The organism is Bradyrhizobium sp. SEMIA (genome assembly GCF_014844175.1).
In the GTDB taxonomy this organism is placed as follows: Bacteria; Pseudomonadota; Alphaproteobacteria; order Rhizobiales; family Xanthobacteraceae; genus Bradyrhizobium; species Bradyrhizobium arachidis.
The window spans coordinates 9,489,318-9,514,054 of sequence record NZ_CP046601.1 but is presented as its reverse complement, the minus strand read 5'-3'; the positions used below and the strand labels follow the sequence as shown (position 1 = coordinate 9,514,054).

General features: G+C 59.6%; 24 protein-coding genes and 1 pseudogene. 8 read left to right on the top strand and 17 right to left on the bottom strand.

Annotation, left to right across the window (positions count from 1 at the left end; translation table 11 throughout):
* Positions 1-281 precede the first annotated feature (281 nt).
* Together FOM02_RS45685 and FOM02_RS45680 are read right to left on the bottom strand one after the other, a co-directional pair.
* Positions 282-770: an Hsp20/alpha crystallin family protein gene (locus FOM02_RS45685; protein WP_265441275.1), complete on the bottom strand. Its 489-nt coding sequence runs from the start codon at positions 768-770 to the stop codon at positions 282-284.
* Between the two features lie 76 nt (positions 771-846).
* Positions 847-1,503: a BON domain-containing protein gene (locus FOM02_RS45680; protein WP_265441274.1), complete on the bottom strand. Its 657-nt coding sequence runs from the start codon at positions 1,501-1,503 to the stop codon at positions 847-849.
* Between the two features lie 818 nt (positions 1,504-2,321).
* Here FOM02_RS45680 and FOM02_RS45675 point away from each other — a divergent pair.
* Together FOM02_RS45675 and FOM02_RS45670 are read left to right on the top strand one after the other, a co-directional pair.
* Entirely contained in the window at positions 2,322-3,029 is a 708-nt protein-coding gene (locus FOM02_RS45675; protein ID WP_265441273.1) for a helix-turn-helix domain-containing protein, read from the top strand.
* 539 nt (positions 3,030-3,568) lie between these two features.
* Positions 3,569-4,366 carry a universal stress protein gene (locus FOM02_RS45670; protein ID WP_265441272.1) on the top strand — a complete coding sequence of 266 codons (798 nt, stop codon included), beginning with the start codon at positions 3,569-3,571 and terminating at the stop codon, positions 4,364-4,366.
* Between the two features lie 446 nt (positions 4,367-4,812).
* Here the strand turns inward: FOM02_RS45670 and FOM02_RS45660 are convergent, their stop codons facing one another.
* Positions 4,813-5,085, bottom strand: coding sequence for a hypothetical protein (locus tag FOM02_RS45660; protein ID WP_265441271.1), 273 nt, complete (start codon positions 5,083-5,085; stop codon positions 4,813-4,815).
* 246 nt (positions 5,086-5,331) lie between these two features.
* Here FOM02_RS45660 and FOM02_RS45655 point away from each other — a divergent pair.
* The 3 genes and pseudogenes from FOM02_RS45655 to FOM02_RS45645 form a co-directional block, all read left to right on the top strand.
* Positions 5,332-5,460, top strand: a pseudogene (locus tag FOM02_RS45655) (DUF5335 family protein); the annotation flags it as partial.
* A gap of 70 nt (positions 5,461-5,530) precedes the next feature.
* Complete coding sequence (locus tag FOM02_RS45650; protein ID WP_322597005.1) at positions 5,531-5,680, top strand: DUF5335 family protein; 150 nt, start codon at positions 5,531-5,533, stop codon at positions 5,678-5,680.
* Between the two features lie 367 nt (positions 5,681-6,047).
* Positions 6,048-6,443, top strand: a complete 396-nt coding sequence (locus FOM02_RS45645; RefSeq protein WP_265442275.1) for a DUF3775 domain-containing protein — start codon at positions 6,048-6,050, stop codon at positions 6,441-6,443.
* Positions 6,444-6,688: 245 nt separating this feature from the next.
* Here the strand turns inward: FOM02_RS45645 and FOM02_RS45640 are convergent, their stop codons facing one another.
* From FOM02_RS45640 to FOM02_RS45620, 5 genes are all read right to left on the bottom strand, one after another.
* Complete coding sequence (locus tag FOM02_RS45640; protein ID WP_265441270.1) at positions 6,689-7,702, bottom strand: quinone oxidoreductase family protein; 1,014 nt, start codon at positions 7,700-7,702, stop codon at positions 6,689-6,691.
* Positions 7,703-7,827: 125 nt separating this feature from the next.
* Positions 7,828-10,260 (bottom strand): endopeptidase La, encoded by a 2,433-nt coding sequence (gene lon, locus FOM02_RS45635; RefSeq protein ID WP_265441269.1) that lies wholly within the window; start codon positions 10,258-10,260, stop codon positions 7,828-7,830.
* Positions 10,261-10,276: 16 nt separating this feature from the next.
* Positions 10,277-10,684, bottom strand: a complete 408-nt coding sequence (locus tag FOM02_RS45630) for an Hsp20/alpha crystallin family protein (RefSeq protein WP_265441268.1) — start codon at positions 10,682-10,684, stop codon at positions 10,277-10,279.
* A gap of 155 nt (positions 10,685-10,839) precedes the next feature.
* Positions 10,840-11,658, bottom strand: a complete 819-nt coding sequence (locus FOM02_RS45625) for a universal stress protein (RefSeq protein WP_265441267.1) — start codon at positions 11,656-11,658, stop codon at positions 10,840-10,842.
* Between the two features lie 8 nt (positions 11,659-11,666).
* Positions 11,667-11,795: a hypothetical protein gene (locus FOM02_RS45620; protein WP_265441266.1), complete on the bottom strand. Its 129-nt coding sequence runs from the start codon at positions 11,793-11,795 to the stop codon at positions 11,667-11,669.
* Positions 11,796-12,018: 223 nt separating this feature from the next.
* On the opposite strand from FOM02_RS45620, the gene FOM02_RS45615 reads away from it, so the two are divergent.
* Positions 12,019-12,183, top strand: coding sequence for a hypothetical protein (locus tag FOM02_RS45615; RefSeq protein WP_265441265.1), 165 nt, complete (start codon positions 12,019-12,021; stop codon positions 12,181-12,183).
* 135 nt (positions 12,184-12,318) lie between these two features.
* Here the strand turns inward: FOM02_RS45615 and FOM02_RS45610 are convergent, their stop codons facing one another.
* The 5 genes from FOM02_RS45610 to FOM02_RS45590 all read right to left on the bottom strand — a co-directional run bounded on the left by FOM02_RS45610 (position 12,319) and on the right by FOM02_RS45590 (position 17,313).
* Entirely contained in the window at positions 12,319-12,558 is a 240-nt protein-coding gene (locus FOM02_RS45610) for a hypothetical protein (protein ID WP_265441264.1), read from the bottom strand.
* 83 nt (positions 12,559-12,641) lie between these two features.
* Positions 12,642-13,964, bottom strand: coding sequence for a PQQ-dependent sugar dehydrogenase (locus FOM02_RS45605; protein ID WP_265441263.1), 1,323 nt, complete (start codon positions 13,962-13,964; stop codon positions 12,642-12,644).
* The gene (locus FOM02_RS45600; RefSeq protein WP_322596942.1) at positions 13,961-14,392 is read right to left on the bottom strand and encodes a DUF2231 domain-containing protein; all 432 of its coding nucleotides are present in this window, start codon (positions 14,390-14,392) and stop codon (positions 13,961-13,963) included. Before FOM02_RS45600 ends, FOM02_RS45605 begins: the two co-directional genes overlap by 4 nt.
* A 298-nt stretch (positions 14,393-14,690) precedes the next feature.
* The gene (locus tag FOM02_RS45595; RefSeq protein ID WP_265441261.1) at positions 14,691-16,385 is read right to left on the bottom strand and encodes a thiamine pyrophosphate-dependent enzyme; all 1,695 of its coding nucleotides are present in this window, start codon (positions 16,383-16,385) and stop codon (positions 14,691-14,693) included.
* 175 nt (positions 16,386-16,560) lie between these two features.
* Positions 16,561-17,313, bottom strand: a complete 753-nt coding sequence (locus FOM02_RS45590) for a TMEM175 family protein (RefSeq protein ID WP_265441260.1) — start codon at positions 17,311-17,313, stop codon at positions 16,561-16,563.
* Between the two features lie 465 nt (positions 17,314-17,778).
* Here FOM02_RS45590 and FOM02_RS45585 point away from each other — a divergent pair, with 465 nt between their 5' ends.
* Both FOM02_RS45585 and FOM02_RS45580 read left to right on the top strand, forming a co-directional pair.
* Entirely contained in the window at positions 17,779-18,612 is an 834-nt protein-coding gene (locus tag FOM02_RS45585; protein ID WP_265441259.1) for a universal stress protein, read from the top strand.
* 257 nt (positions 18,613-18,869) lie between these two features.
* A complete protein-coding gene (locus tag FOM02_RS45580; RefSeq protein ID WP_265441258.1) occupies positions 18,870-20,114 on the top strand; it encodes a hypothetical protein in 1,245 nt (414 codons plus the stop codon).
* Positions 20,115-20,409: 295 nt separating this feature from the next.
* Here the strand turns inward: FOM02_RS45580 and FOM02_RS45575 are convergent, their stop codons facing one another.
* The 4 genes from FOM02_RS45575 to FOM02_RS45560 form a co-directional block, all read right to left on the bottom strand.
* Positions 20,410-20,874 carry a host attachment family protein gene (locus FOM02_RS45575; protein WP_265441257.1) on the bottom strand — a complete coding sequence of 155 codons (465 nt, stop codon included), beginning with the start codon at positions 20,872-20,874 and terminating at the stop codon, positions 20,410-20,412.
* Positions 20,875-21,823: 949 nt separating this feature from the next.
* Positions 21,824-23,437 (bottom strand): PAS domain-containing hybrid sensor histidine kinase/response regulator, encoded by a 1,614-nt coding sequence (locus FOM02_RS45570; protein WP_265441256.1) that lies wholly within the window; start codon positions 23,435-23,437, stop codon positions 21,824-21,826.
* Positions 23,349-23,900, bottom strand: a complete 552-nt coding sequence (locus tag FOM02_RS45565; RefSeq protein WP_265441255.1) for a PAS domain-containing protein — start codon at positions 23,898-23,900, stop codon at positions 23,349-23,351. Before FOM02_RS45565 ends, FOM02_RS45570 begins: the two co-directional genes overlap by 89 nt.
* Positions 23,897-24,646, bottom strand: coding sequence for a PAS domain-containing protein (locus tag FOM02_RS45560; RefSeq protein ID WP_265441254.1), 750 nt, complete (start codon positions 24,644-24,646; stop codon positions 23,897-23,899). Before FOM02_RS45560 ends, FOM02_RS45565 begins: the two co-directional genes overlap by 4 nt.
* Positions 24,647-24,737: the final 91 nt, after the last annotated feature.

Below are 24,737 nucleotides of genomic sequence, written 5' to 3'. Positions count from 1 at the left end.
ATCGTCATTTTCGAGTTTTTGAGGATAATTGTCGGGGAGCGCTGGCGCAGCTGAATGGGGCTGGAGCAGATAAGAGCCAGGTTGCCGTTTTCGAGCAGCGCATTGATCGCATCGGGGGGCTGATCTACGGGGGCTGGTTTTCCTCCGCCGTGCGGAAGAGCTCGCTTCTTGGTAGGACTTGTGGTGTTGCGATCGATCAGCTTAGTCATCAAGCGAGGCGGGACGCGCCTGGGCCGTTGGGAGGGAAACGGCAGGCGCGTCCCGCAAGCCGCCTGGGGACTTCAAGCGGCTTGTCTGGTTTCTTCCTTACCTTCCTTGACCTCGATTTTCTTCGGTTCGGGTTTGGCCGGCTTGGGAATCGAGATTTTCAGGACTCCGTTTGACATTGTCGCCTGCACGCTCGATGGGTCGATTCCCGGCGGAAGCTGCAGCACGCGCAAGAACACGCCGTAGCTGCGCTCGCTGTGCTGGACGTTCTTGTCCGTCTTGTCGTCCTCGATTTTCTTCTCGCCACGAATGGTGAGCATGTCGTCGTCGATCGATATCTCGACGTCCTTGCGCTCGAGGCCGGGCATTTCAGCGCTGACCTCAATCGCTCTATCGTTTTCCGAGATCTCGACCTTCGGGACAAGCTGCGCGCCGTTTTGGCCAATGCCCTGGGCGACTTCATTGAACAACCTGTCTATCTCGCGATGCAGGCCGAATAAACCGAAATCCGGCTGCATCAGCGCGCCGGGTTCGCGGAACGGGACAAGTGATCTCAACCTCATGGGGAATCTCCTAATCGTTTGGGTCGACTTGTGGTTTGCTTGCGACATGAGACCCGCGGACATCGCGGGCGATGGCTTAGTAGGGACTGACCACGATGCGATCGTCGACCGTAGTGACGCCAGGTGCCGACCAGGCAACGCGCTCCGCTTCCTCGCGTTCGATCCAGGAGCGAACGGTTCCTTTCAGGACCACCTCGCCGCCATTCGCTTCGACGGAAATATGGTCCGCATCAACCTCCGCATTCCGCTTGAAGGCGTCCATGATCTTGCGCTTGATTTCCGTCGGCTCAAGATTCGGCTTGACGGTGATGACGTTGGTCACGCCCTTGACGCCCTTGATCTTCCGCACCGCGTTTTCAGCGGCCGTCTTTTGATATTGCCACTCGACGGCCCCTTCCAATGTGATCCACCCGTCCTTGACGACGGCCTTAATCTTCTCGTGGGAGATGGGCAACTCCTGCTTCAGCGCCGAGACCGCATCTCGCGCGATATCCGGATCGGGGCGCTGATCGATCGAAGGCAGCCGAACCTCGATGTCATTCGCCACAGCCTTGACGCCGGCCACGCGCTTTACTGCCGACTCCGCTTCAAGCCTGTCGGCATAGCTATGGGTGAAGCCCGTAAGGGTCACCACGCCATCCTTGACCGAAACGGCGATATCGGAGGCGTCGAGATCTGGATCCCATTTCAACTCGTCGCGGACATCGCGTTCGATTTCGCTGTCGGATTTCATTTTCGTTGTCTCCTTGCTGCTTCAATTGCGCGTCGGCTCACCAAGTTACCGATCGCCCCAGTTTAGAAATGGGGACCGCCGAAGCCATGACGACCGTCAACTCCTGTACTTCGTTTCTTCCCTGCATCGATGATGCTTAGGGCACAAGCTGCACTAAAGGGCACTCCCAGGGCATTCATCGCCCCGCTCGGAATCCGGTCGCGGCGAACGGAGCGGACACTCTGTGCTTCTTGAGTCTCGATCTCGGGGGCGTGGACTGCTTCGCCGCCACGCTTGGTCAAGATTTTCTGGACTATCATCTCGTTCTCTGGGTGAGTGTGAGTTGACCCGTACCCAGATCTGCAAAACATTCCACTCAGAGATTGCTTCCAGTCCCTCGCGAGTTCTGGCTGAAGGGACGGCGCACCGCATTGTTGGCAATTCCACTAGCCAAAACGCAAAACAAAATCGGTCCGAAGCGCAACGGACATAATAAACTTATTGTCGAAGACGAGGTAGACCGGGGTGCCTACTGCCAATACCAGCCAAATTCTCTCCTGATTGCGATGCGTAGAGAATAGCTCGGCACGTCCAGTGCGGCGCTGACTGTTGTCAATTTGGATTGTCTATTCGTTCGCGCCGGCTGGGCCGAGGCGCTTGATCATCCTTGTCTCCGCGAGGGGCTTTGCTCGGCCCCTCACACCTGGCAGCGTTAAGTATTATTACTTATCGCAGATTTCCCCAATTTCTGGGTTGTTAAGGCGGATCGATAGTTTGGTCTCGCTCGGTGAGAATTTCTCAGGACACTAAAGAGCTGCTTGCCAGAAAAGGTGACGCCTATGAAGGTTACAATGCACGCGGCAGATCACTATCGTCGAATGCTGTCGGTTCAGCCTCATGCGTTGAGGCGACTTGATGGGTCAGCCACAATCTTGAAATGCAATCGGGATCAGGAAATTCCGGACCGTTCGGAGACTGCCGGGCACTGGTGCTACCTCATCGCTGGAGCAGTTCGCCGCAGCATGATACGACCTGACGGACGGCGACAAATTCTCGAACTCATGTTGCCGCGCGACTTCTTTTTTGTTTCTGACGATCAAAGGGAGGAAACGGTCGAGGCGATCGCTGAACCGACGGTTCTCGCGAGCTATCCTGCTGAACGTGTCGATTTGCTTGCCGACCGTGACCGCGAGCTTGCGCGGGAATTGCGAGGACTTTCGTCCCAGTTGCTGAGGCGAACCAGGGATCAGCTCATGATCCTCGGGGGCGTCACCGCCGTTGAAAAAGTCGGCTGGTTTTTACTGGCTCTTGAGAAGCGGGCGTCCGATCAAAAGGGACAGGTGGAACTTCCGATCACCCGGTATGACATCGCCGAATACCTGTCGGTCTCGGTCGAAACGGTTTGTAGAGCCATCACAGATCTGCAGCAGCGCGGCATTATTGTCCTGGTGGGCACGCGGAAGATCAAGATTCTCGACAGAACTGCCTTGGAGGAGCATGGTGGAAAGACGCCGCAAGGCTGCAAACCGGGTTTGATCGCAGCCTAACCCTCGTGATGGTAGTCGAACCTGGCCGTGCCCCGCTCCCGAGGCGAATGAGCTCAGTCGCTTGGCGTATTCTACGGCCCTCGATCATCCGCGCTCGATGACCCTGACCGTGCGCAGCTGATTCCGAGATCATAGGCGAGCAGCTTGTTCGGTACGCGAGGGCTGCCACAACGGTGCTGGCTTCGGCAAGCCCCATTATACCCGCGATCGTGAACACATCATGATATTGCAACACCGAGGAAAGCGCCGTGATAAAGATCAATTTTATGCCGCGCAAGAAAATCGCGCGTAGCTGACGATCATCAATGGGGAGGCCGGCCTGCGCACTGTATCATGCGCCGAGGGTGGCCCCAAGGCGAACGGCCGCTTGCTGTTGGAGCCGCTCGACCTGCCGGACTGATCGAATGCATCGATGAATTCGAGAGGCTCGACAATGAGATCGAGTTGCGGTCGATCCTCGAGCTGCGAGAACGGCAGAGTAGCCAAACATCGCGACGGCAGTCGTGAGGAGGGAGAGAGCAATGATCAGGGATGTAATGGTGTGGCTGGACGGCGGCGCCTCCGACGAAATTCGCTTGGCAGCCGTCGCCGATATCGCTCGCCAGCTCGAGACCCGCGTGGTCATCGGGTTGTATCTCAACGTTCTGCCATTGCCGGGACCGATCGAGGGCGACGCCACCGCCGCGATTGTCGAGCATGCGCGCGAAACTGGCGACGCGATGGAGGATGCGTTAGCCAAGCGGCTGCGTATGCTGGATCGGGCGGTCGAGATCCGGCGGTTCGATGTGCTGTCCGACGACGTGGCCAGAATTGCCGCGCGAGAGGCGCGCTCCTCCGACACCTTCGTGGCGCTTCGTCCCAATGGCGCGATGGATCCGGAGCAACTCGTCGAAGGCGTGCTGTTCGGCTCGGGCAGGAACGTCTATCTCGTTCCTGAGACGGAGCGGCCGAAGATCGCTTTCGACAGCATTATGGTCGCCTGGAACGGGAGCCGGGAAGCCGCTCGTGCGCTTGCCGAAGCGATGCCGTTTCTGCACAAGGCCGAAAAAGTGTCGGTCATCGTTGCGACCGGCGAAAAGCCAACCGAGGAGGACGCCGTGATGGGGATCGATGCCGTCAATCATCTTCGGCATCATGGAATCGAGGCCAGCCTGCATCGCATCAAGTGCCGCTCTGGCGAAGTCGGCCCGCAATTGATGGCGGAGGCCGAGCGCCGGAAGGCGAACCTTATTGTCATGGGCGGATATAGCCATATGCGCCTGTTCGAGCGGCTGCTCGGCGGGGTGACCTACAGTCTGATGCATGAATCGTCGATCCCGCTGCTGATGGCGCACTAGGAAAGAGATCGCACCCTGCCGCCGACAGCGAGATTGCAGATGCCGACTTTGAAAGCCGCCGCGACCGCCAAAAGACACTCTCAAACGACCGAATGTAGCCATCCTGGTCACCGACGGCTTCGAGCTCGTCGACCTCACCGGACCGCGGAAGGCCCTGAACGAAGCTGGCGCAACCACAAAGATCGCATCACCGATGCCTGACCGCGTGCGAGCCCGGAATTCCCTGACTGGAGGAGCGTGGAAGTCCTGGTCAATCTGGCGCTTGAGCAGCCTAGGCCAGCAGATTGGACGTTCTGCTGCCTGGCGGCGTCGCCAATCCCTACAAGAGTTGCGCCGGTGGACCGTTATCCAAACCAACGCGGCGCACGGCTGTCGCATGACCTGCTTGTCGGAGATGACGAAGCGCAGGTCGGCCTGCCAATCTGACTTGGAGACAGACTCGGCTTTCAGCGGTTATCCCGCCGCCACTCTTCCGTTGCCAGCCGCATGGCTTCCGTGCGGTCGCAGCCGGTCCGATCCATCCAGCGCTTGATCAAGCCCTCTTTCCCCTGCGCGCTCGTCATCGCAAAGACGCGCTGAAAATCCCGCTGGACATCAGATTGCCGTCCCAAGTCGGGAGCCGGCCGCAGGGCGTGCGATCTATTTTGCGAGAGGTAATAGGCGACGCCGCCGACTAACAGCAGGAGCAATAGAGCCAGAGCGATTTGTACCGTATCCATGTTCGCCACTCCGCTTGTGAAGGGCGCAATATCCCTCCGGGTCCGGCCATTTGCATTGACGGATAGCAAGCCGGTGGGTGACGGATCGCTAGCTTGCTTCCTGAGATGATGACGTCGGGTCTTGACAGCACGCGTCGCGCTGGCAGGAAAGACTTCGTCTAAATTGATCGTTGTCAGCGCGCAGAAACGGGCTGCTGGCTTGTAATCATCGAGAACCCGTCGGACTCTCACTCGGAGACTCGAACAATGGCGAAGAAGCTCGAAAAATCGCAGTGGAGCGTCTATTTCGATCTCATATCGAAAGCGCTGACCGGCAAGCGTGCCGAGATCGAGGTGGCGTCGCTCAATCGCGGCGATCAGATCGAGGCGGAATGGCTACCGTTCTATGGCATTTCCTATGATCCAAGAAACGACGTAGTCGCGCTCGCTCTAAGGACACGACCATCTGATCCACAAGCCCAGAGAGATATACATCGAAGGAGAAGGTCTGGAGTCGTCCAGTCTCGAGGTTATCGATGCGGATGGCGTGCGGCAGATCGTCGTCCTCAGAGATCCTCTGATGCTGCCAGCGCCATCCGCGGCAAAAGCGGGCTGATCGCCCCAACGATCCGAATAATCAAACGGTCTGCGTCGGAGCGCGTAGCGCCTCTAGACGGCAACTCTAGCGGTTGCCAGGTTAAGGTGGACTCGCACAAGCGTGGTTCGGAGCGGATCTAAGGCATCGAGGGCCGGCCGACAATGCTGTAGCATCGACTTGAGGATGAAAGGCAGTTCCGGCTTCACCATCCAACTCCACGAACCTGTCAATTGATCGCAGCGCATAATTGTCGGCGCGTCCGCCGAGCAAGGCCGGCACGCTGCGGATTTCTGCAGTTTGGTCCAATTGGTCATCTCGCCGCCAGGCGCGTTAATCCTATTCCTAAGGAGCGAGCGATGCTCGAACTAGCCACTTCTCGCGAAAAATCAGCTTTCTGATTGAAAAGGCCCACGAGTTTGATGTCAAGGATTTGCCGACGGATGAGGAATCCGGATCGAATCCTATTGACGATGCTGAAGTCGACGTATTGCAGGACGATGGTGGCGACTCGGTTGCTGTCGAGTTAGCGAGCTTCATCAGGGCCTTGAATGAGGACGAACAGATCGATCTCATTGCGCTGATGTGGCTCGGACGGGGCGAGGGCACGATCGACGAGTGGGACGATCTGCGTAGCCGCGCAGCTGGGCGGCGGAACGGATATCGCAACCTACGCTGGGAGACCGCGCACTACCTGCTCGGCGAGCCGTTGTTGGGCGATTTCCTGGCCGAGGGCCTCGACGAGTTCGGAATTTCCTGGATCGACGAGGTCCGCGCGCCCTGATGAGCACAATCCGACGCCGAAATTGGGTATGATCACGATACATTTGCGATCTTGATCGGCGGACTCGCACGCCCTCGAGCAGCACTGACCGTTGTCAATTAGCAAGAGCGTTGGATCTGAGAGCATCGCGCGCCGGAGCTAGGTGCCTCGCATCGTCCGGGCCGCGTCAGGCCATGACGCCGTCGGTGTGGACACCCAATCCGCGCCGGCCGATACTCCGTGGGCGCAAGCCAGCTATCTTGGCGTCAGGATGCGTGTATCGAGAGGACGATCTTGCCAACCACGTGCCCATCGGCAAGTCGCTCATGCGCCTTATAGGCGCGCGCGAGGGGATAGCATTCAGCGATCGCGACCTTCAGTCTTGCAGCCTGCGCCGCCGCGTTGAGACGTTCGAACTCGCGAAGGCCGGAAATGCCGTCGTAGCGGATCAATTCGAGGCCGCGCCGCTTCTTCGGCGCCGGCTGAATACCATTCGGGTGCGCCAGCCGGCCGTTGGGCTGAAGCACATTCATGCATTTTTCCAGCGCGTCGCCACCGGCGAGCGCCAGTATGGCGTCGGCGCCATCGGGAGCGAAGCGTCGCGCCTGGTCATCGATATCGATACGCTTGCCATCGACAGTCACGTGGGCGCCCAGCTCCCGCACCAGTTCCACGCCTTCCGGGCCGGATGCCGTTGCGAAGACTCGGGCTCCGCGAAGTCTTGCGAACTGCACCGCGAGGGTTCCAACACCGCCTGAGGCGCCGTGAATGATGACGGTCTCGCCCTTCTTCAGTTTTAGAGCGTCGTCAATGCCTTGCAGCGCCGTCAATCCTGTGGTCGCGATCGCGCCGGCGTGCCGCAAGTCAAGCCGCTTTGGGATCCGCGCGACCTTGTCGGCGGGTACAGCGACGTATTCGGCATAGAAGCCGCCTTTCGGGTTCTCCCAATTGTAGGAATAGACCTCGTCGCCGACTTTAAGCCTCCGCACCCGTGATCCAACCGCGGCGACAATGCCGGAACCGTCGTAGCCGAGTACAAAGGGAAAATGCGGCTTGCGGGGCGCATAGTCCCCTTCGCGGACGTCGGCATCCCACGGGCCGACGCCGGCGGTGTCGACAGCGATCATGACTTCGTCGACGCCCAGCGGTGGCACCGGCAAAGCGTGACCGGTGATCACCTCCGGTTCGCCGAAGCGATCGATTGCCGCAGCGAACATGGTGCGGGGGACCTGCATCATCTGGTGCCGGGGTAGTGAAGCATTACGGGTACGATCGAGCATATTAGTAATCTCGCGGGGTTTTCACCTGCATGGACGACATTGCCGGGCGCTACGATGACGTCGGTCAATTTTGCGAGGCAAATTTGCGAGGCAAATGCACGGCCACAGGCCGCCAGACCGGCCTGTTAGCGGGACCGCGCCGCCCGCCGTTCCGTCGTGGTCGCGCGCGTCATCCCGGGCAGGTCCTGCTTGTCGGTTTGCGGAGGATCAAAGGCGGCTTCGACAGCTTCATCGACCCGTTCAAGCCAGACGAAGCGAATCTGCTTGCGCGTTTTTTCGGGCACGTCCTCGATGTCCTTGCGGTTGCGTGCCGGCAGCATGACCGTGGCGATACCGGCTTGGATCGCCGCCAGCACTTTCTCTTTCACGCCGCCGATTGGAAGCACCAGACCGCGCAGCGAGATTTCGCCGGTCATGGCCGTGTCGCTTCGGATTGTGCGCCCCGTCAGAAGCGACGTCAGCGCCATAAACATTGCCACGCCGGCGCTTGGACCGTCCTTCGGGATCGCGCCGGCCGGAACGTGAACGTGGACGTCGGCCTTCTGCAACCTTTTCGGGTCGATGCCGAATTCGAGGGCGCGCGACTTCACCAGCGTCAGTGCAGCCTGGGCGCTCTCCTTCATCACCGCGCCAAGCTGACCAGTGAGGATCAGATTGCCGCGGCCGGGAATGCTGGTCGCCTCGACGAACAGTATTTCGCCTCCGGCAGGAGTCCACGCGAGCCCGGTCGCCACGCCGGGTACGCTGGTCCGCATGGCAGTCTCCGGCTCGTACCGCTTCGGTCCCAATATGCTCTGGAGATCCGCCACCGCGATGACGACGCGCGTCGATTTGCCCTCGGCGATCAGCATCGCGGCGTGCCGACAAAGTGCGCCGATCCGGCGCTCGAGGCTTCTCACCCCGGCCTCGCGCGTATAATCGTGGATGACTGCCCGCAGGACGTCGTCGTCGATCTGGCATTGTTCTTCACCGAGGCCGGCCGATGCCAACTGACGTTTGATCAGATAACGTTTCGCGATTGCCAACTTCTCGTCCTCGATGTAGCCGGGAATTTCGATGACTTCCATCCGGTCGCGTACCGCGGGAGGAATGTTATCCAGCACATTGCCCGTGCCGATGAACAGGACTTTCGAAAGGTCGAAGGGAACGGCAAGATAGTTGTCGCGGAACGTCGCGTTCTGCTCCGGATCGAGAACTTCCAACAGTGCGGCGGCGGGATCGCCGTGGAATCCAGCGCCCAACTTGTCCATCTCGTCCAGCATCATTACCGGGTTGCGGGTGCCGGCCTTGTTGATCGACTGGATGATGTTGCCGGGCAATGCGCCCACGTAGGTGCGACGGTGTCCGCGTATTTCACTCTCGTCGTGTACGCCGCCGAGGCTGAGACGCACGAACTTTCGATCGGTTGCGCGCGCGATGCTCTGGCCGAGCGACGTCTTGCCGACGCCGGGAGGGCCGACGAAGCAAAGAATGGGACTCTTGCCTTCCGGATTGAGCTTGCGTACCGCCAGATATTCCAGAATGCGACGTTTTACTTTCTCGATGCCATAGTGATCCTCTTCGAGGATCTGCCGCGCTGCATCAACATCAATGCGCCCGGGATCGCACTTTGACCACGGCAACTCCACGAGCCATTCGAGATAGCTCCGCACCATGCCATATTCGGCCGCTATCTCGGGTAGCCGTTCAAGGCGCTTCAGTTCCCGCCGGGCCTGCTCCTCAGCGTTCTTTGGCATGCCGGCCTTGTCGATTTTTTCTCCCAGCTCCTTCAATTCCGCGGATTTGGGGTCGTCGTCGCCCAGCTCCTTCTGGATGTGACGAAGCTGTTCGCGAAGAATGTGTTCGCGCTGTTGCGATGACAGGGTTTGTTCGGTTTGCTCACCGATTTGCTTCGAAAGTTGCAGCACCTGGATTCGCTTCGCTAACAGCCCGAGTAGCTTGTCAAGAAGCTGAGTGACGTCGAAGGTCTCGAGCAGATCCTGCTTTTCGGCGACCGGTATGTCGATGATCCCGGCGAGGAAGTCGGCGAGCGCCGACGGTGACTCCAAGCCCTCGATCGCAGGGCCGATCTCTTGCGGCAGGTTCGGTAGCAGCTGAATCGCGTCGCGCGCGCGCATCTTTAGTAGATGCATCCGCGCTTCAATCTCGGGTGTGATCACCTCCGATACGCCGATCTCCTTGACCCGCGCTACCAGAAATGGATAGCCCGGGAGAAAGTCTCCCACACGGAATCGTCGTAGTCCCCGGCAGATGACGTAGTGGGTTAGCTCCGAGGTGACATAGCGTAATATCTCGGCAATGGTGCCGACGCGCCGCAGTTGCTCCGGCTCCGGCTGTTCGATGTTGGGATCGTCCTGCAGCAGCAGGCCGATCTTGCGTGCGCTTCGAACAGCCTCCTGGACCGCCGCGATCGAGGACGGTCTGGCGATCGTTAACGGCAACACAACGCCCGGAAACAGCAACGTGTTTCGGATGGGGAGGATAATCGTAGCATCATCCGGAATGACGGGATGGCTTTGAGTGGCCGCGGCGCTCGAATTGCCGGTCGCATCAGGCATGGAGCCGTCCTTCCATCTAGGGTTGTTTGGTGAACCTCAGCGAGAGGCAGCCAAAGGCCAGTTCGGACTCACTAAGCTGAAGCCCCCTGCCGGTGAAACTAATCTGCCGTTCAAACCTTCCGTAGGGAATTTCGAGCCGATGAACGCGGCTCTCGCGCGGGATCGAGCTCGGACGCCGCGATCCCACCACCAGAACGCTGTCGGCTCCGACCGAGACCTTCACGGCATTCTCGTCAACGCCGGGGAGAGCAACGGTGATCAGGATATCGGACTCTGTCTCGACAATATCGACTGGCGGTTCCCAAATTGCGTCGCCGATTGACTCCGCTGTAGGCCGGAAGAACTGGCGGTGCAATCGCTCGGCGCGATCGATCAGTTCACATGCCCTGGTCCACATCAGCGCCCTTGGATCGATCGCGGCCATGAAACGGTTCCCGAGCTGAGCCGAAAGCGCGCTAGGCTTTCCGCCGTCCAGCTACTTCCAATTGGTTACCCTGTCGAGACACCCTATGATGCGCCGCGCGAGCCAACCTTGACAGCCGTCAATCGCGAGTTCGAGACGTAAGATCGGCCTTGGAACTAGTGCGCGATGAGCAAGGGAAGTGGCGCGATGCGCAGGATCCGGGTGGTCGTGCTGCCTGGCAGCAATTCGTGCAAGCCTGAGTGACCGTAGCTGCCCATCACTAACACGTTCGCACCGAGGCTGCGGCATTCTGCGACCAGGATGTCGGCCGTATCGTCTTCCTCACCGACTGAGCGATATTTGACGGCATCGATGCCATGATGCCGGAGGTGTTGTACGGCATCATTAGCCTTCAGCGGATCAGCTCTGCTTTGCTCGCCTTCTACTACAAGCACGCCAACCTTCTTCGCAACTTGCAACAAGGGCAGGGCCTCCGCAATGGCGCGCGCGGACTCTCGGCTGCCATTCCAGGCGACGATCGCGTTGTCCAGGGGCTTGAAGCCGGTCCAGTCATCGGGAACCAGAAACAGATGGCGTCCGGTGCCGAAAAGCAAATTGTCGATCAGGTCATGCGGCTCATTCGACCGACCGTTCGGCCGGAGCGCTATAAATGTATCGGCGGTGCGCGCCATCAGCAATGCGGTCTTGGCCATATCAAGATCGCCAGTTACGTCGAAGCGACGTAAGTTTGCTGAATGCTGCAAGCGTGTGAGACGCTGGAACAGTATGGCTTCAGTGGCGTCGCCGGCCTGCCTTGCTGCCTCTTTCGATTTTGCGGTTTGGTCGGCGCTGCCGCCTTCAAGTTCGTCCCGAACAATATTGAAGAACAATCCGGTGATATGCCCGTCGAACATTGCTGCGATCTGGGCAGCGGCGGCCAGGCGCGCGTCATCCGCAGATGTCCCGTCCAGCCGGAGCATTACGTCCTTGATCATCGCGTTCGTCATAGCTTGAGGTCAAGTGCGAAAGAGGTGATCAGACCCATCGACAGCAGGACCGCGTCGACTGCGTCCTTGAGATCAGCCAGTTGGATGCATTCAGCCCGCTCAAGTACCGCAGATAGGGTCGCCATGGCGTGATCCTTTCGTCGGAGCAAATAGTCAACGTTTTCGCAGGGAGGACCATGATGGTCGTCAATCGGAACTCGGTAAAAGAAGGACCGCGCGGCTTTAGCCGGCGGTCCAAGTCGGGGCCCGGGAGAAGGGCAAGCGACGTGAGGAGTCGCAAAATGCAATTTAGCAGAAGGAAGAGCCGCATGCGTTGACAAGGCTCAATTTCTGCTTAGGGCACCTCGCGTGCAGCGCGCGATCTTGAGCCAGGGCGCTCACGATTCCGATGCCGTGGTTGATCTCGCGCGGACGCTGATACGTTGGCCGGATCGGGCGGACGATTTCGTCATCAAGCTGCTCGCTATAGCGGACGAGATTTGGCAGGCGTTCCACGAAGATCGCATCGCATGATCATTCAACGTGAATTGCGACCTTTCGGAGAGAGCTGGTGGGCGAGGGGCGTCGTGCCGCTTTGCTGCAATGAGCGAGGCAGGCCGGTTGAATATTCTTAGTACGCGCCGTCCGCGGCTGGCTGCCTGCGCGGTCTCAGCCCGGTCTCCCACGCTCGTCCTCGTCGCTCTCCGCCGGCTTGATCAGCACCACCGGTTCGTTATAGCCGCCGCGGCTGCTGTAGAACACCAGCGTCATCAAGCCGACGCCCACTACCAGCGACAACACCACCCCCATCACCAGGGCGACGTAGCCGGACTCCGGCACCTGGATATCCGTACTGGTCCAGCCGAGATAGCCGAGCACACAGGCCGCGACGAGCAGTGCGATCAGCACGGAAATGATCGCTCACCTGGCGAGCTTGCCGTCTCGCGGGTTGGATGTCTCGATCGTCGGGGGTCCATATCGGCATCGCGCGCTCATTTACCGTTGGCAGAGCCGCTCACTCTCCAGACCGCGTTCCCGACATCGTCCGCGACGATGAGTGCACCGGTCCGGTCAAGTGCCACGCCGACCGGCCGCCCATGAACCGTTTTTTTATCCGGCGCGAGGAAGGCCGTCAGCACCGGGATCGGCATCCCGCTCGGCCGTTCGTTTGCGAAGGGAACGAAGATGACCTGATAGCCGTTCAGTGGATCCCGGTCCCAACTGCCATGTTCACCCACGAACGCCCCATTGGCGAATTCCGGTGACAGCGTTTCCCCTTGACTAAATACAAGGCCGAGTGCCGCAACATGGGAGCTAAGGCCATAATCCGGCTTGATCGCCTTCGCCACCATCGCAGGGTCCTGCGGATGGACCCGTACGTCCACATGCTGTCCCCAATAGCTATACGGCCAGCCGTAGAACCCGCCGTCCTTGATGGATGTAAGGTAATCCGGAACTAGATCGGGTCCGATCTCGTCCCGCTCGTTGACCACCGCGAACAATTGGCCCGTTCCTGGCTGAATGGCAAGGTTCGTTGGATTGCGCGTTCCTGTCGCGAAGAGGCGCTTGGCACCGGTGAGCCGATCTACTTCGTAGATCGCTGCACGCCCTTCTTCGATGTCTAGCCCATTCTCGGTGATGTTGCTGTTAGAGCCGACCCCCACATAGAGCTTTGATCCATCGGGGCTGGCCACCATTGACTTGGTCCAGTGGTGATTGATCTGGCCGGCAGGCAAATCGGCGAGCTTCGTTCCGGGCGACGTAATCTCCGTCTGGCCCGGCGTGAAGGGAAACGCGATGATCGCGTCGGTATTGGCGACGTACAAAGTGTCCGCGACCCATGCGACGCCGTATGGCGAATGAAGATGGTCGAGCAGGATAGTCTTCATTTCCGGAACGCCGTCGCCGTCGGCGTCGCGCAACAAAGTGATGCGATTGCCGCCCTTGTCGGACGCACCGGCCCGTGCCTTCACTTTGCCTGAGATGTAATCCTTGGGCCGGAATGGCTTGGTGCCGGGACCGTTGGCTTCAACGACGAGGATATCGCCGTTAGGTAACGGGTAAACGATGCGCGGATGCATCAGTCCGGTCGCCATCGCTTGGATGCGCATGCCCGCGGGAACGGTGGGCGTTTCCCCAGTCTGCCAGCCAACCGCCTGCGGTACGCTCATGGGCGGCACCAGATACTGGCGAGCGTCAGGAAGCTCGGGATTCGGTCCATATTGTTTGGATGGATCGCCGCCTTGGTCACTGCAGGCCGCGAGCAGCGCGAGAATCATCAGTCCCGAAGTCATTCGAACCGGGTTCGCGATCATTCGCGTTCTCCCCGGTCCGCACTCTTTACAGCGGTAAGGCACCAGCCCCGAAGGCCGACGGCAAGCAGGAGGATCGTGACGATCGTGGAAAGGGTGATGCCAGTCGGGACAACGGAAGTCCACGCATCTCGCGTATGAACGAAGGCGTTGACCAGGGAGAGGATTGCGGCGGCAACTAGCAACCGAAAATCGAGCCAGCGGATCGCCCCGGCCTTCCCGAGCGCGACGTCAATCACCACGAAGATCGTGGCGATGAGGGCCAGCACGAGGCCCCCTGTGATCAGCCAGACCGAGAAGTTGGCCCACTGCGACAGCGAGTTGCTCGCATACATATAGTCGGTGAACAGTGCGGCCATGAGCAACGCACCCCCCAATCCAACGAAAAACGGGTGCAGTGGCGTACTAATCCCGCTAATTGGCCGCGCCATGTCTTCCTCCCGTTTACTTCGAACCAGAGCAAGGTTTCTTCGCAAGTGCTACCGAGGCTGAGCCAACATGGGATATCCATTAAATACGATGCGCGGCGAGCGCGTTGACAGTCATCAATTATGGTCGCGTCTGCGCCGCTGTCAGTGGGTCCGAATTCAGGACCGCCGATGTAACGGCCGGCTCTTGCAAACGGAGCCTCCGGTATGATGCTGGTCACACTAAGAGCCGACCTCACTGACAATCGTCAAAGGCGGTCTCGCTCGAGCAGACGACCAATGCAAAGAGTGTTCGATCGCATCAACCGCCCGTTACGGCGAGAACCGCCTCCTTGATCTTGGCGAGCGCAAAGTGCCCGACCTGCTCCAAATCAACATGGGGCACGTTCGGCATCTCGTCAGCGAGCACGACGGCGTCCACGATTGCTGGCCCTTCGGCGGCAAATGCCTCCGGCAGCGCCGACATCAGTTCCGCCGGATTCTTTGCCGGGAAGCCGTGCCCTCCGCAGGCCCGCGCCAGCGCGGCAAAATCCGGATTAGGAAATTCGATCGCCTGGCGGAACGGCACGAGACCGACGCTCTCGGCCTCGAGCTTGATTAGGCCGAGCGATGAATTGTTGTAGATGACGACCTTGACTGCCAGCTTATGTTGGACTGCCGTGAGGAATTCGCCCATCAGCATGTTGAAGCCCCCGTCACCGATCAGCGCGATCACTTGCCGCGAGCGTTCCAGGGCCTGCACGCCGTTGGCCTGCCCAAGGGCCGTCCCGACGGCAGCATTGTTGAAGGAGCCGAGAATCCGCTGCGAGCCGGTCTGACGAATCCAGTTGGCAGACCACAGCGTATTCAGCCCGGTGTCTAGAGCGAAGATCGCATCGGGGTTGGCGAGATCGCTGACTGCGCGCGCCACCACCTGTGGATGAAGCTTGTCCTTGCTGCGGCGCAGGTCGGCCTGCTTGTCGAGCATCTCGTCCCATTTCCGTCGTTTTCGCGTAACCAGGTCCCAGAACAGGCCATCGGTTTTTGGGGCGACCTCGGCGAGCAGCAGCGCCAGCGTCGGCCGCGCAGAGCCGGTGACGCCAAGCGTCGTCGGCGCGCGCCTGCCCAGAACTTGCGGTCGCACGTCGACCTGAATCACCTTTTCTTTGTCGGGCAGGAAGTTGGAATAAGGATAGTCGGTACCGACCATCAGCAAGAGCTCACAATCCCGCACCGCTTCGTAGACCGGCTTGGTCCCGATGATGCCCAGTCCGCCCATCCAGCGGGGATCGTCATAGGCCATCAACTCCTTGCCACGAAACGAATGAACCAGCGGTGCCTTAAGGCGGTCAGAGAGCTTCCGCAGTTCTTCGGTCGCACCGCGGCAGCCGGCGCCGCACATGATCACGATGCGGTCGACGGCATCGATTCGGCGCGCCATCTCGGCAACGTCATGCTCGTTTGCTGCAAACTCCGGCCGCGGTTGGAGGGTGGCGATGCTGGCAACACTGCCCTCGGCCTTCGTGGCCAACACATCCTGCGGGAGCGTCAGATGCGCGACACCAGGCCCTGCATAGGCTGCCGCGATCGCCTGATGGATCACTGCTCCGGCCTGCGCCGCGGACGCAATCGTTTCGGTGTAAAGCGAGACGTCCCGGAACAGGAGATCGGGCTCGGTGGTCTGGATGTAGTCGGTGCCATGGAATTTGCGCGGCATATCGCCTGAGAGCGCCAGCACTGGAGCGTGATCGCGGCAAGCCTCATAGAGGCCGGCGACAAGATGGTTGCTGCCTGGACCCGTCGTGCCCGCGCACACCGCGAGCTGCCCGGTCAACTTTGCTTGTCCCGCAGCTGCCAGCGCCGCGCCTTCCTCGTGCCTGACGCCGATCCATTCCACCTTGCTGCGGCGCACGGCATCGGCAAGCGGATTGAGTGAGTCGCCAATCAAGCCGAAGATGTGTTTGACGCCGATCTGTTCGAGTGCGCCAACCAGAACGTCCGCAACTGTCCTTGACATCTTGCGCTCCCTTCCCGGTCGCCGTACCCGAGAGGTTTAATGCCGCGATCAATGCGTGCGCGCCTTGACGGGCGTCAACGTAGCCACCTGGCGCGGTCGATCCGGTAATCTGGCAGGACTGGCTAGCGGCGGCGCAGACCTAAGGAAGGGACAGTCAAAAAAGCCATGGTAGCTATTAGGCGGGGTCTGCAACGCGCTTGATCGCAGCCTCGCGCTGGGCCTTGCCAAACTGCAAGCGTATCCGGGTCTCCGTGAGGCCTTCGCTGGTGATCCCGTAGAAGACGGGCAGCGCCAGGAAGATAACCAAAGCGAGCTTCGGCATCGACAGCCCCGCGACGCCCGCCACCGTGTAGCAGACGACGCCAAGGATGGCGCGCAACCGTTCCTTGGGAAAGAAATCAGAACCGATGTGGTGCTCGACGAGCCAGGGATGAATGCTCAGAACGTGAAACAAGATGAGCCACGCCAGGCACATGCTGCCGGCAATAGCGGCATAGAGCACGACGGCGATCCTCGCATCAAAATCATTGCCGGTCTGCAGCGAGGACGAAAGGATCGCGGTCGGGAACGGGATGAGCCCGGATGTCAGCAGCAGAAACAGATTGGCAAGATGCAGGCCGCGGTCGCAGTAGCGCACGCGGGAAAACACCGCGCGATGATTGAGCCAGATGACTCCCGTGTAAAAAAATGACGCGAGGAACGCGATGTAGCTGGGCCATTGCTCGACCAGCCTGGTCAGGAGTTGACCGGGCGCATGTTCGGGCCGGACAATTTCGGCGACGAGCAGCGCTATTGTTATCGAGAGTACGCCATCACTGAAGGTTTCCAGTCGATCGGTACCGGATAGCCGTACCTGCGGCCATTGGGACGTGTCCACCGCTGCCGCCGTGCGGCGCAAATCCCGCCTCGATGTGCTTTCATTTTTCACGAAGAATACTCCGCTCTACAGGAGGACTTAACAAGCATGGGCCGATTCCGGGAAATTCAATTGATAACCGTCAGGGTAGGGGCGGCATGATGATGTGAAGATGCCGCGGAGCCGGATCTGTTGCGGCAAAACAGGTGGAACTCTGTGATGAAGAACAGCCTGATCACGATCGCGGCGGCCGCCACGTTGGCGATAGGCGCTGCCATTTCCCCGACCGTGGCAGAGGCGCGATGGCATCAGGCTTTCCCGTCGCTCCCGTTGTAGAGGGCGGCTTGGCGGCGGGCGCATTGATCGACGCCACACTCGCCGCGCCGCGTTGTTACTATGGGTACGAGCCAGTCAGCACGGACTGGGCTGTGTCCTCCGGCGTGAACGTTTCTGGAATGGATGGGGCTGGCACGTTCGTCGCGGCGAGGATTGCTACTGATGCCGAAAGCGTGTGCCGGACGTAGAGGAAACTTCTCGATGATCAAGGATATCGTCGTCAATCTGGAGCATGACGTTTCACGCGACCGGGCGCGCCAGTTCGCGATCACGGTTGCGGAAGCGTTCGATGCTCACATTGCAGGCGTTGCCTTTGCTTATGCGCCGGACTTCCCAGGCTACGTGATGCTGGAGATTCCGCCTAATATCGTCGCAATGATGGTGGAGGAGAGCAAGAAAGCCGCCGAGGCAGCAATCAGGAGGTTTGACGAGGCCGCAAGGAGCCGCCTGCTGTCGGCGGAACATCGTCTCGTCAGGACCGTGGGGGCGGAGGCGCCCACACTGTTTGCGGCGATCGCCCGGCGCTTCGATCTCAGCATATTTCTTCAGTCCAGCCCAGACGGGGTAGCCAGTGACGACATGATCGAGAGCGCGCTCTTCGAGTCGGGACGTCCAGTCATCGTCGTGCCATACATCGACAAGAACGGATTGAAGCTCGACCGCGTGGTATGCTGCTGGGACGGCAGCCGCGCGGCGGCGCGGGCAATCAACGATGCGCTACCACTGCTGGCGAGGGCGAACCAGAGTGATCTGCTGATCATCGAGAACGACAAGACGAAGAATGAGGACACCGAGATTCGCGGGGTCGAAATGGCAAGCCACTTGGCGCGCCACGACGTCAAGGTCGAGATCGAAATCATACCGGCACCGGATGTCGACGTGGCAGACGCGATCCTGTCTCATGTCGCGGATGCGTCCGGAACCCTGATCGTGATGGGTGGCTATGGTCATGCCAAGCTGCGCGAAATCATTCTCGGCGGCGTCACCCGCGCCATTTTGAAGTCGATGACGGTTCCGGTCTTCATGTCGCACTGAACGGACCGCGGTTCGGCGGTGACGTGTCTGGATCATCGGCGGCCTCACGACCATGACAGGCTGGCCTACGATTACTACGTGCTGGGACCGGTGAGCATCTGGCTCTGCGCCATTCCGCCTGAGAAAAGGCTCGGCACCGGCGCGCAAGTCGATGCGCGATTGGGGTTTGCTGGCCTGGGGTTATACCCTGATCGGATTGGCTGCCTGCGGCGCATCTGCTTGAGCGCTCAAGCAGCTTCCGTGATTGACGATCGTCAATGTCATTCGGCGATGATATCGCGAGAATCTGCATTGTGTTTACCGGCACCCTTGAGGACCCGATGCTTCACATCGATCTACCAACCGTGGCAGAGTTCAGGGATCTAGCGCAGCTAAGGGCCCAGTTCTGTGTTTCCCTGTACATGCCAACGTCGCGCCTTGGCGAGAAGGCCGAGGCGAATCGTACGCTGTTCAAGGATTTGGCGAAGCAGGCGCTCGCGCAATTGCGCGACGCTGGCGCCGACAAGCGTGTGATCGAAGCGTTCGAACAGCGCTTCGAGCAGTTGGCGGGCGGCCAACATGACCCGGATCAAGGCAAGGTCCGGCAGCGCCAGCGGGCGAAGCCGGACGAGGCTCTCTCGTTCTGGAATCATCAGGGTAACGGACTTGCGGTGCTCGCGCTGCCTGAAACCTTGCGCACCTTCCGTCTGGCGGAAGCGCCAAAGCTGCTCGCCGAGGTCGCGGATCGTTTGCACCTGACGCCGCTGTTGCGGGCGATGACCTCGCGGCACGATGCTTTCGTGCTTGCACTTGCGGAAGAGAGCGTCCGGCTCGTTCACGTCTTTGCCAATTTCCCGCCGTCGCGGGTATGGGTGCCAGGATTGCCAAAGAATGCGGAAGAGGCAACGCAACGTCCATCATTCCATGTCCGCGCGCCGCGCGGACATTTGCAGAACCGTGAGGGCGAGAAGGTGCTCTTGCACCAATATGTTGAGAAGGTGGATCACGCCGTCCGCGATACATTACGCGGACATACGGCGCCGCTCATCCTCGCCGCCACCGAGCCGCTGGCTTCGATGTTCCGTGCGATCTGCGACTATCCGGAGTTATCCGAAGAAGTTATAGAGGGAAATCCTGACCGATCTACCGACCCCGTGCTACAGGATCAGGCGATCCCGATCCTCGATCGTTCGACCGCGCGGGAAATCAGGGACTTGATCGCGCGGTATGACGAGTTGAAGCCGCGGCGCGGCACAACGGATGTTTCTTACGCAGCCCACGCAGCAACCGCAGGTGCGATCGAGCAGTTGCTCGTCGACTTCGACGCCGTCGTGCCAGGGCTCGTGAGCGATATCGACGGCAGCGTGACTTATGCCGCTTCCGATGATGCGGAGGTCTACAGCGTCGTCGACGAGGTGGCACGGCGCGCGCTATGCACCGGGGCAAGGGTATTGGCCGCATCACGAGAACAATTGCCGGAGCGCGCTCCATTGACGGCAATCCTTCGCTATCAATTCATTTGACCGCAACCGGCAGACGGTATTCGGCTCGCTGCCCCGGTGCCACGGCCAGCCGTTCGTCGTGCTGTAGAACATTAGCGCCAACAACACGACGCCGATGAGCAGCGGGAACATCACCCGGTACAGCGCGAAATTGCGGAGGGCGGAACATCCATGATCGACCGTCAAGCACCGATAAGGCCATGAAACGGCAGCCGCGAGCAGCGGCAATAATGCCGCGCCACGGCGCGCCAGAGGCGAAAGGCATCTAAGATTCAGTTCGGGAGCGGCGGGAACGCCGGCCAGCAATATGAACCAGCTACGATCGGGCGGCGAGATATTGCGAGATGTCGTTGACGCTTAGGCCGGTCAAGTCCTTTGCAAGCTCCGCAACAATAGACTTTTGGACTGTGGGAGAAAGTGATCGACGCAGGTCTGCGAGTGTTCGCGGCGGTGCTACGATTACAAGACGCTCTGTTTGTAGCTCTCCCAGAAGGCGATCCAGAGCACCTGCGACGGTGCGCGCGAACCTATGCTTCTCGATGTCATGCCAGTCCATCTGCTCCATCGCGCTGCGGTTCGGCTCGGTGGCAGACAGAGCTCGTCCGGGCTTGTCCGATCCTTGCTCGTGAGTCGGCGGGTTCTCATCTTCAAACGCCTGTTGGACTACAAGGTGTGGTTTTAGACCATCCCCTTCATTGAGAAGAATAAGGGCCTTGCTGCCGTCTCCGACAAAAACGACCGCGCGATGCGGCAACCTGATGTAGGGCTCTTTTTTCGGCATGGACGCCTCGCAAGGTTGAGGTTTCAATCACTCCCTGCGAAAGAGCTAGCGATCGCAGGGAAGGGGTGCGGATGGCCTGCATTCGAATGCACGAAATCCGTCCGACCCATTTGCGTTCTGTTCTTGGCTGTGGTGTTCATGGACTCGGTGCCATTCGCTAGTGCCTCCCGGGATCCCTATTGTGCCATCCGGTCCTCTGGACTCCATCATGACCTCTTGTTCGGAGCAGGGCGCGTCTAGGTGTGGTCGTGAGCACGAGAGAAATGGGAGGTCACCTGCCGGCCCGCCAAGAGTGGTCGGCCGACCTCGTGCATCGTCGCTCCAGGATGCCCGCAAGACTCTCGATTGAGCGTCGATGCGCCATGACGGCCGTCAATATTCCGGCACGCTTTCCCGCATCAGATTGACACACTCGGCCGCCTGATCACACGCGCCTTGCGGGGTGACACCTTTCCCACCCCTGTTTAGGTGGTGGCCCCCTTTCTAATTTAATTGTTGGCCCCTTGCCGGTCGCCGCCCAAACCTCATGTTCTGAGCGGGGCGTTTGGAGAGTTCATATGCATACCGAACATCAGACCTTTCGCGGCTACGAAATCCAGGTCGCGAACAACCCCGCCCTTTGGTACGCCGCGATTTATCGGACAAACCCGACGCTGCCGGAGATTGATTGGGTGGCCTTGAACATTCGAGCCACTAGCGTTTCACCAGCATTGCAGGAAGCAAAGCAAGTAATCAATAGGGCCTTGGGTAGGTAAAGGTCTATCACTTGAGTAGACCTGTAGGGGCCGCCTCAGTCGGCGGCCTCTTTCTCATAAGGGAGACCTAAGCCGTGAACCCATAAAGCTGCCGAGCTGAAGTCTAGCGGGACTCCGCTGTGCTCCGGTCGCGATCAAATTCCGCTTGCAGCGAAACGACGCGATGGGCCAACAACTGATATCGGAAGCTCGCACTATTTAAGTGCAGCGTCGATCGTGTTAACCAAGTCATCTTCCGTGAAGGGTTTCAAGATTATTCGCGAGTCCTTGAGTTCCTTCAGGAGGTCTAGATCGCTATAGCCGGTCATGAGGATGACTGGCAAAGTTGGCCGCATCGCGCAGATCACTTTCGCAAGCTCACCGCCGCTCATTTCCGGCATCGCGAAGTCCGCGAGAACGATATTTATTGTTTGATTCCCTGCGAGCAGCCGGAGCGCTTCATTGGCGCTCTCCGCTGACGCCGTTGCATATCCGAGAAACTCGAGCATCCTGACCGTGGACTTGAGGACAGCCTTGTCGTCATCCACGACCAGAACACGCAATCCCGTCATAGTCTGCGGACCGTTGCTCGCATCAACGAAGTCCGCCTGGTCATCAGAAAGGTCGACCCAAGCGCGCGGCAAGAAGATCGTAACCGCCGTACCCTGACCGAGGCCCCGTCTCAAGACGCACGCCACCACAGGATTGTTTGGCAAAACCGAAGACTTGCGCCAATCCGAGGCCTGAACCCTTCCCCGGCTCTTTCGTCGTGAAGAGGGCTCGAACACAAGCGGCAGCACGTGGTCTGGGATACCGGTGTCGGTGTCCTTGACGGCGAGACCCACGTAGTCTCCGGGCGACGGCTCTTCCGGCCGGACGGGCTCGCTTTCGATAACGGTGTTGAACGTCTCGAGAGTGAGCGTGCCGCCCGGCTGCATCGCATCCTTGGCGTTAATGGCAAGGTTGAGAACGATCATTTCGATTTGGATTGGATCGATCAAAGCGGGCCAGAGATCCGGAGCAAGCGTCCTTTTGAGTTGCACCGTGCCGCCCAAGGTGACGCTGAGTAGATTGAGCATCCCGACGAGCTTGCTGTTTAGATCGACCTCATGCGGTTCAAGCCGCTGTTGGCCCGAAAAGGCAAGGAGTTGCGCAATGAGCTTCGCGCCCCGATCAGCAGCGGTTCGGATCAATTCGATGCCTTCCTGCTCGTCAGGTCTTTGCACTGTGCGGGAAAGCAGACGCGCATTGGTGAGCACGACACTGAGCAGGTTGTTGAAATCGTGTGCTATGCCTGATGTGATCTGTCCGACCGCATCGAGCCGCTGCAGCTGCTGGACCTCGGCTTCGGCGAACTCCCGTTTCTCCATCTGAGAGCGCAGCTCCCGGTTGGCCTCCGCCAGTTCGCGCGTCCGGTATTCAACGCGGCGCTCGAGTCCTCTTTCAATAAGTTTGCGATTGGTGACCTCCAGAGCGACGCCGAAAAACGAAACCGGCACGTTGTTCTCGAAATTGGTCTGCCCACGCGTCCCGATCCAGCGTTCCACACCGTCCGTTTTTCCGACCACCCTATATTCGATTTCGTAGACTCCATCGCCCCGTGGATCGGTGCACCGCTGGATCGCAGCCTCGACGCGCGCGAGATCGTCTGGATGCACGCCGGACCTCCACACCTCGTAATCGACAGGCGCGCCTGCAGCCACGCCCCACATTGCCCTCAGCGTGTCGTCCCATTGCAATTCATTGGTTTGCGGATTCCATGCAAAGCGGCCGAGCTTCACGAGATCGACGGCGGCCTGCAGCCGCGCTTCGCTTTCGCGCAGACGCATCTCGGCGTGCTTCTCCCGGGTGATCTCGCGAACGGCTCCAACGACCCCCCCGGGCCTTACCGTCCACAAAAGTGGTCTTGCCGCAGCTCGAAACCCAGCGTTCGAGCCCATCACTAATGCCGATAACGCGAAACTCGACGTGAAATATGCCTGCGCCCTGCAGATCGTTGGCCCGTGCGATGCTCGCATCAAGGCGGGGAAGGTCATCCGGGTGGATGGCCGAGCGGGCGAGAGCGAGGTCGACTTCCGCTTCGGGAGGCAGCCCCCAGATCGCCTTGGTACGCTCGTCCCATTCGACCGTACCAGCCGACAAATCCCAGGAATAGACAGACAGGCCTACCAGATCGACCGCCGCCTGCAGCCTCGACTCGCTTTCGCGCAGTGCCCGTTGTGCATACAATCGTTCGGTGATGTTTCGCGCGATTTTTGACGCGCCGATGACTCTGCCATCCTTATCCTTCAAGGGCGACACTGTGAGGAAATATCTACTGGACTTCCGTCTTTACGCCGGCGAACGGTTTCGTAAGAATCAATGCGCTCGCCTCTGCGGAGGCGCTCAAGAATTGCGGCTTCTTCGTTGTGGCGATCCGGGGGGATCAGAATCGTAATCGGCTTGCCGATGACTTCCTCGGCCAGATAGCCAAAAATGCGCTGCGCGCCGCCGTTCCAACTCATTATCGTGCCATCGAGATCTTTGCTGACGATCGCGTCGTCGCTTGATTCGATGATAGCGGCGAGCCGTATCGCGGCCTCCTCACCACTTTTGCGCTCCGTAATATCCTGGAAGCAGTTGACCGCGCCGACAATGTTTCCATCGCTATCCTTGATTACGTCGATATCGATGAGCGCAATGCGACGCAAGCCGTCCGGTCGCTCAATGTGTACTTCCTGTTCGCGCACGGCAACACCTGTGCGCAGCACATCTGCCATGGGGCATTCATGGTGCGGGAGAAGACTGCCGTCCGGGCGGAACATTCGATACGATCCGCAAAACCGTTCATTAGGATCGCCGATTTTAGGCGACCGGCCCCATAGTTCGGCGGCGCGGCGATTGTATCGAAGAACGAGACCGTCCCGGTCACAAAGATAGACGGCAAACGGCAGTTGTTCGAACAGCTGCGCGAGCACTTCGAAGGCCTGTTCCTCGTGACGCAAACCAAGGGTGACGCTGGCTGCGTTCGCGACCGGATCCTCGATAGAGGTGGTCACGGTTTTGCGTCCTGATTTTCGTTTTGCTGCCGACCAGCAAATCAGCCTTTCACAAGGCGGCATATGTCCGATTTAGGTCCGAGGGTCATTC

What these genes read in the sequence shown, in the direction of transcription:
- FOM02_RS45620 (WP_265441266.1), bottom strand. Translation starts at nt 11,795, where the DNA reads ATGGCGACCCTATCTGCGGTACTTGAGCGGGCTGAATGCATCCAACTG.
- FOM02_RS45630 (WP_265441268.1), bottom strand. Translation starts at nt 10,684, where the DNA reads ATGGCCGCGATCGATCCAAGGGCGCTGATGTGGACCAGGGCATGTGAA.
- FOM02_RS45675 (WP_265441273.1), top strand. Translation starts at nt 2,322, where the DNA reads ATGAAGGTTACAATGCACGCGGCAGATCACTATCGTCGAATGCTGTCG.
- FOM02_RS45595 (WP_265441261.1), bottom strand. Translation starts at nt 16,385, where the DNA reads ATGTCAAGGACAGTTGCGGACGTTCTGGTTGGCGCACTCGAACAGATC.
- FOM02_RS45660 (WP_265441271.1), bottom strand. Translation starts at nt 5,085, where the DNA reads ATGGATACGGTACAAATCGCTCTGGCTCTATTGCTCCTGCTGTTAGTC.
- FOM02_RS45685 (WP_265441275.1), bottom strand. Translation starts at nt 770, where the DNA reads ATGAGGTTGAGATCACTTGTCCCGTTCCGCGAACCCGGCGCGCTGATG.
- FOM02_RS45680 (WP_265441274.1), bottom strand. Translation starts at nt 1,503, where the DNA reads ATGAAATCCGACAGCGAAATCGAACGCGATGTCCGCGACGAGTTGAAA.
- FOM02_RS45600 (WP_322596942.1), bottom strand. Translation starts at nt 14,392, where the DNA reads ATGGCGCGGCCAATTAGCGGGATTAGTACGCCACTGCACCCGTTTTTC.
- FOM02_RS45575 (WP_265441257.1), bottom strand. Translation starts at nt 20,874, where the DNA reads ATGCCGAAAAAAGAGCCCTACATCAGGTTGCCGCATCGCGCGGTCGTT.
- FOM02_RS45585 (WP_265441259.1), top strand. Translation starts at nt 17,779, where the DNA reads ATGATCAAGGATATCGTCGTCAATCTGGAGCATGACGTTTCACGCGAC.
- FOM02_RS45625 (WP_265441267.1), bottom strand. Translation starts at nt 11,658, where the DNA reads ATGATCAAGGACGTAATGCTCCGGCTGGACGGGACATCTGCGGATGAC.
- FOM02_RS45570 (WP_265441256.1), bottom strand. Translation starts at nt 23,437, where the DNA reads ATGCGTCTGCGCGAAAGCGAAGCGCGGCTGCAGGCCGCCGTCGATCTC.
- FOM02_RS45640 (WP_265441270.1), bottom strand. Translation starts at nt 7,702, where the DNA reads ATGCTCGATCGTACCCGTAATGCTTCACTACCCCGGCACCAGATGATG.
- FOM02_RS45580 (WP_265441258.1), top strand. Translation starts at nt 18,870, where the DNA reads ATGTCATTCGGCGATGATATCGCGAGAATCTGCATTGTGTTTACCGGC.
- lon (WP_265441269.1), bottom strand. Translation starts at nt 10,260, where the DNA reads ATGCCTGATGCGACCGGCAATTCGAGCGCCGCGGCCACTCAAAGCCAT.
- FOM02_RS45605 (WP_265441263.1), bottom strand. Translation starts at nt 13,964, where the DNA reads ATGATCGCGAACCCGGTTCGAATGACTTCGGGACTGATGATTCTCGCG.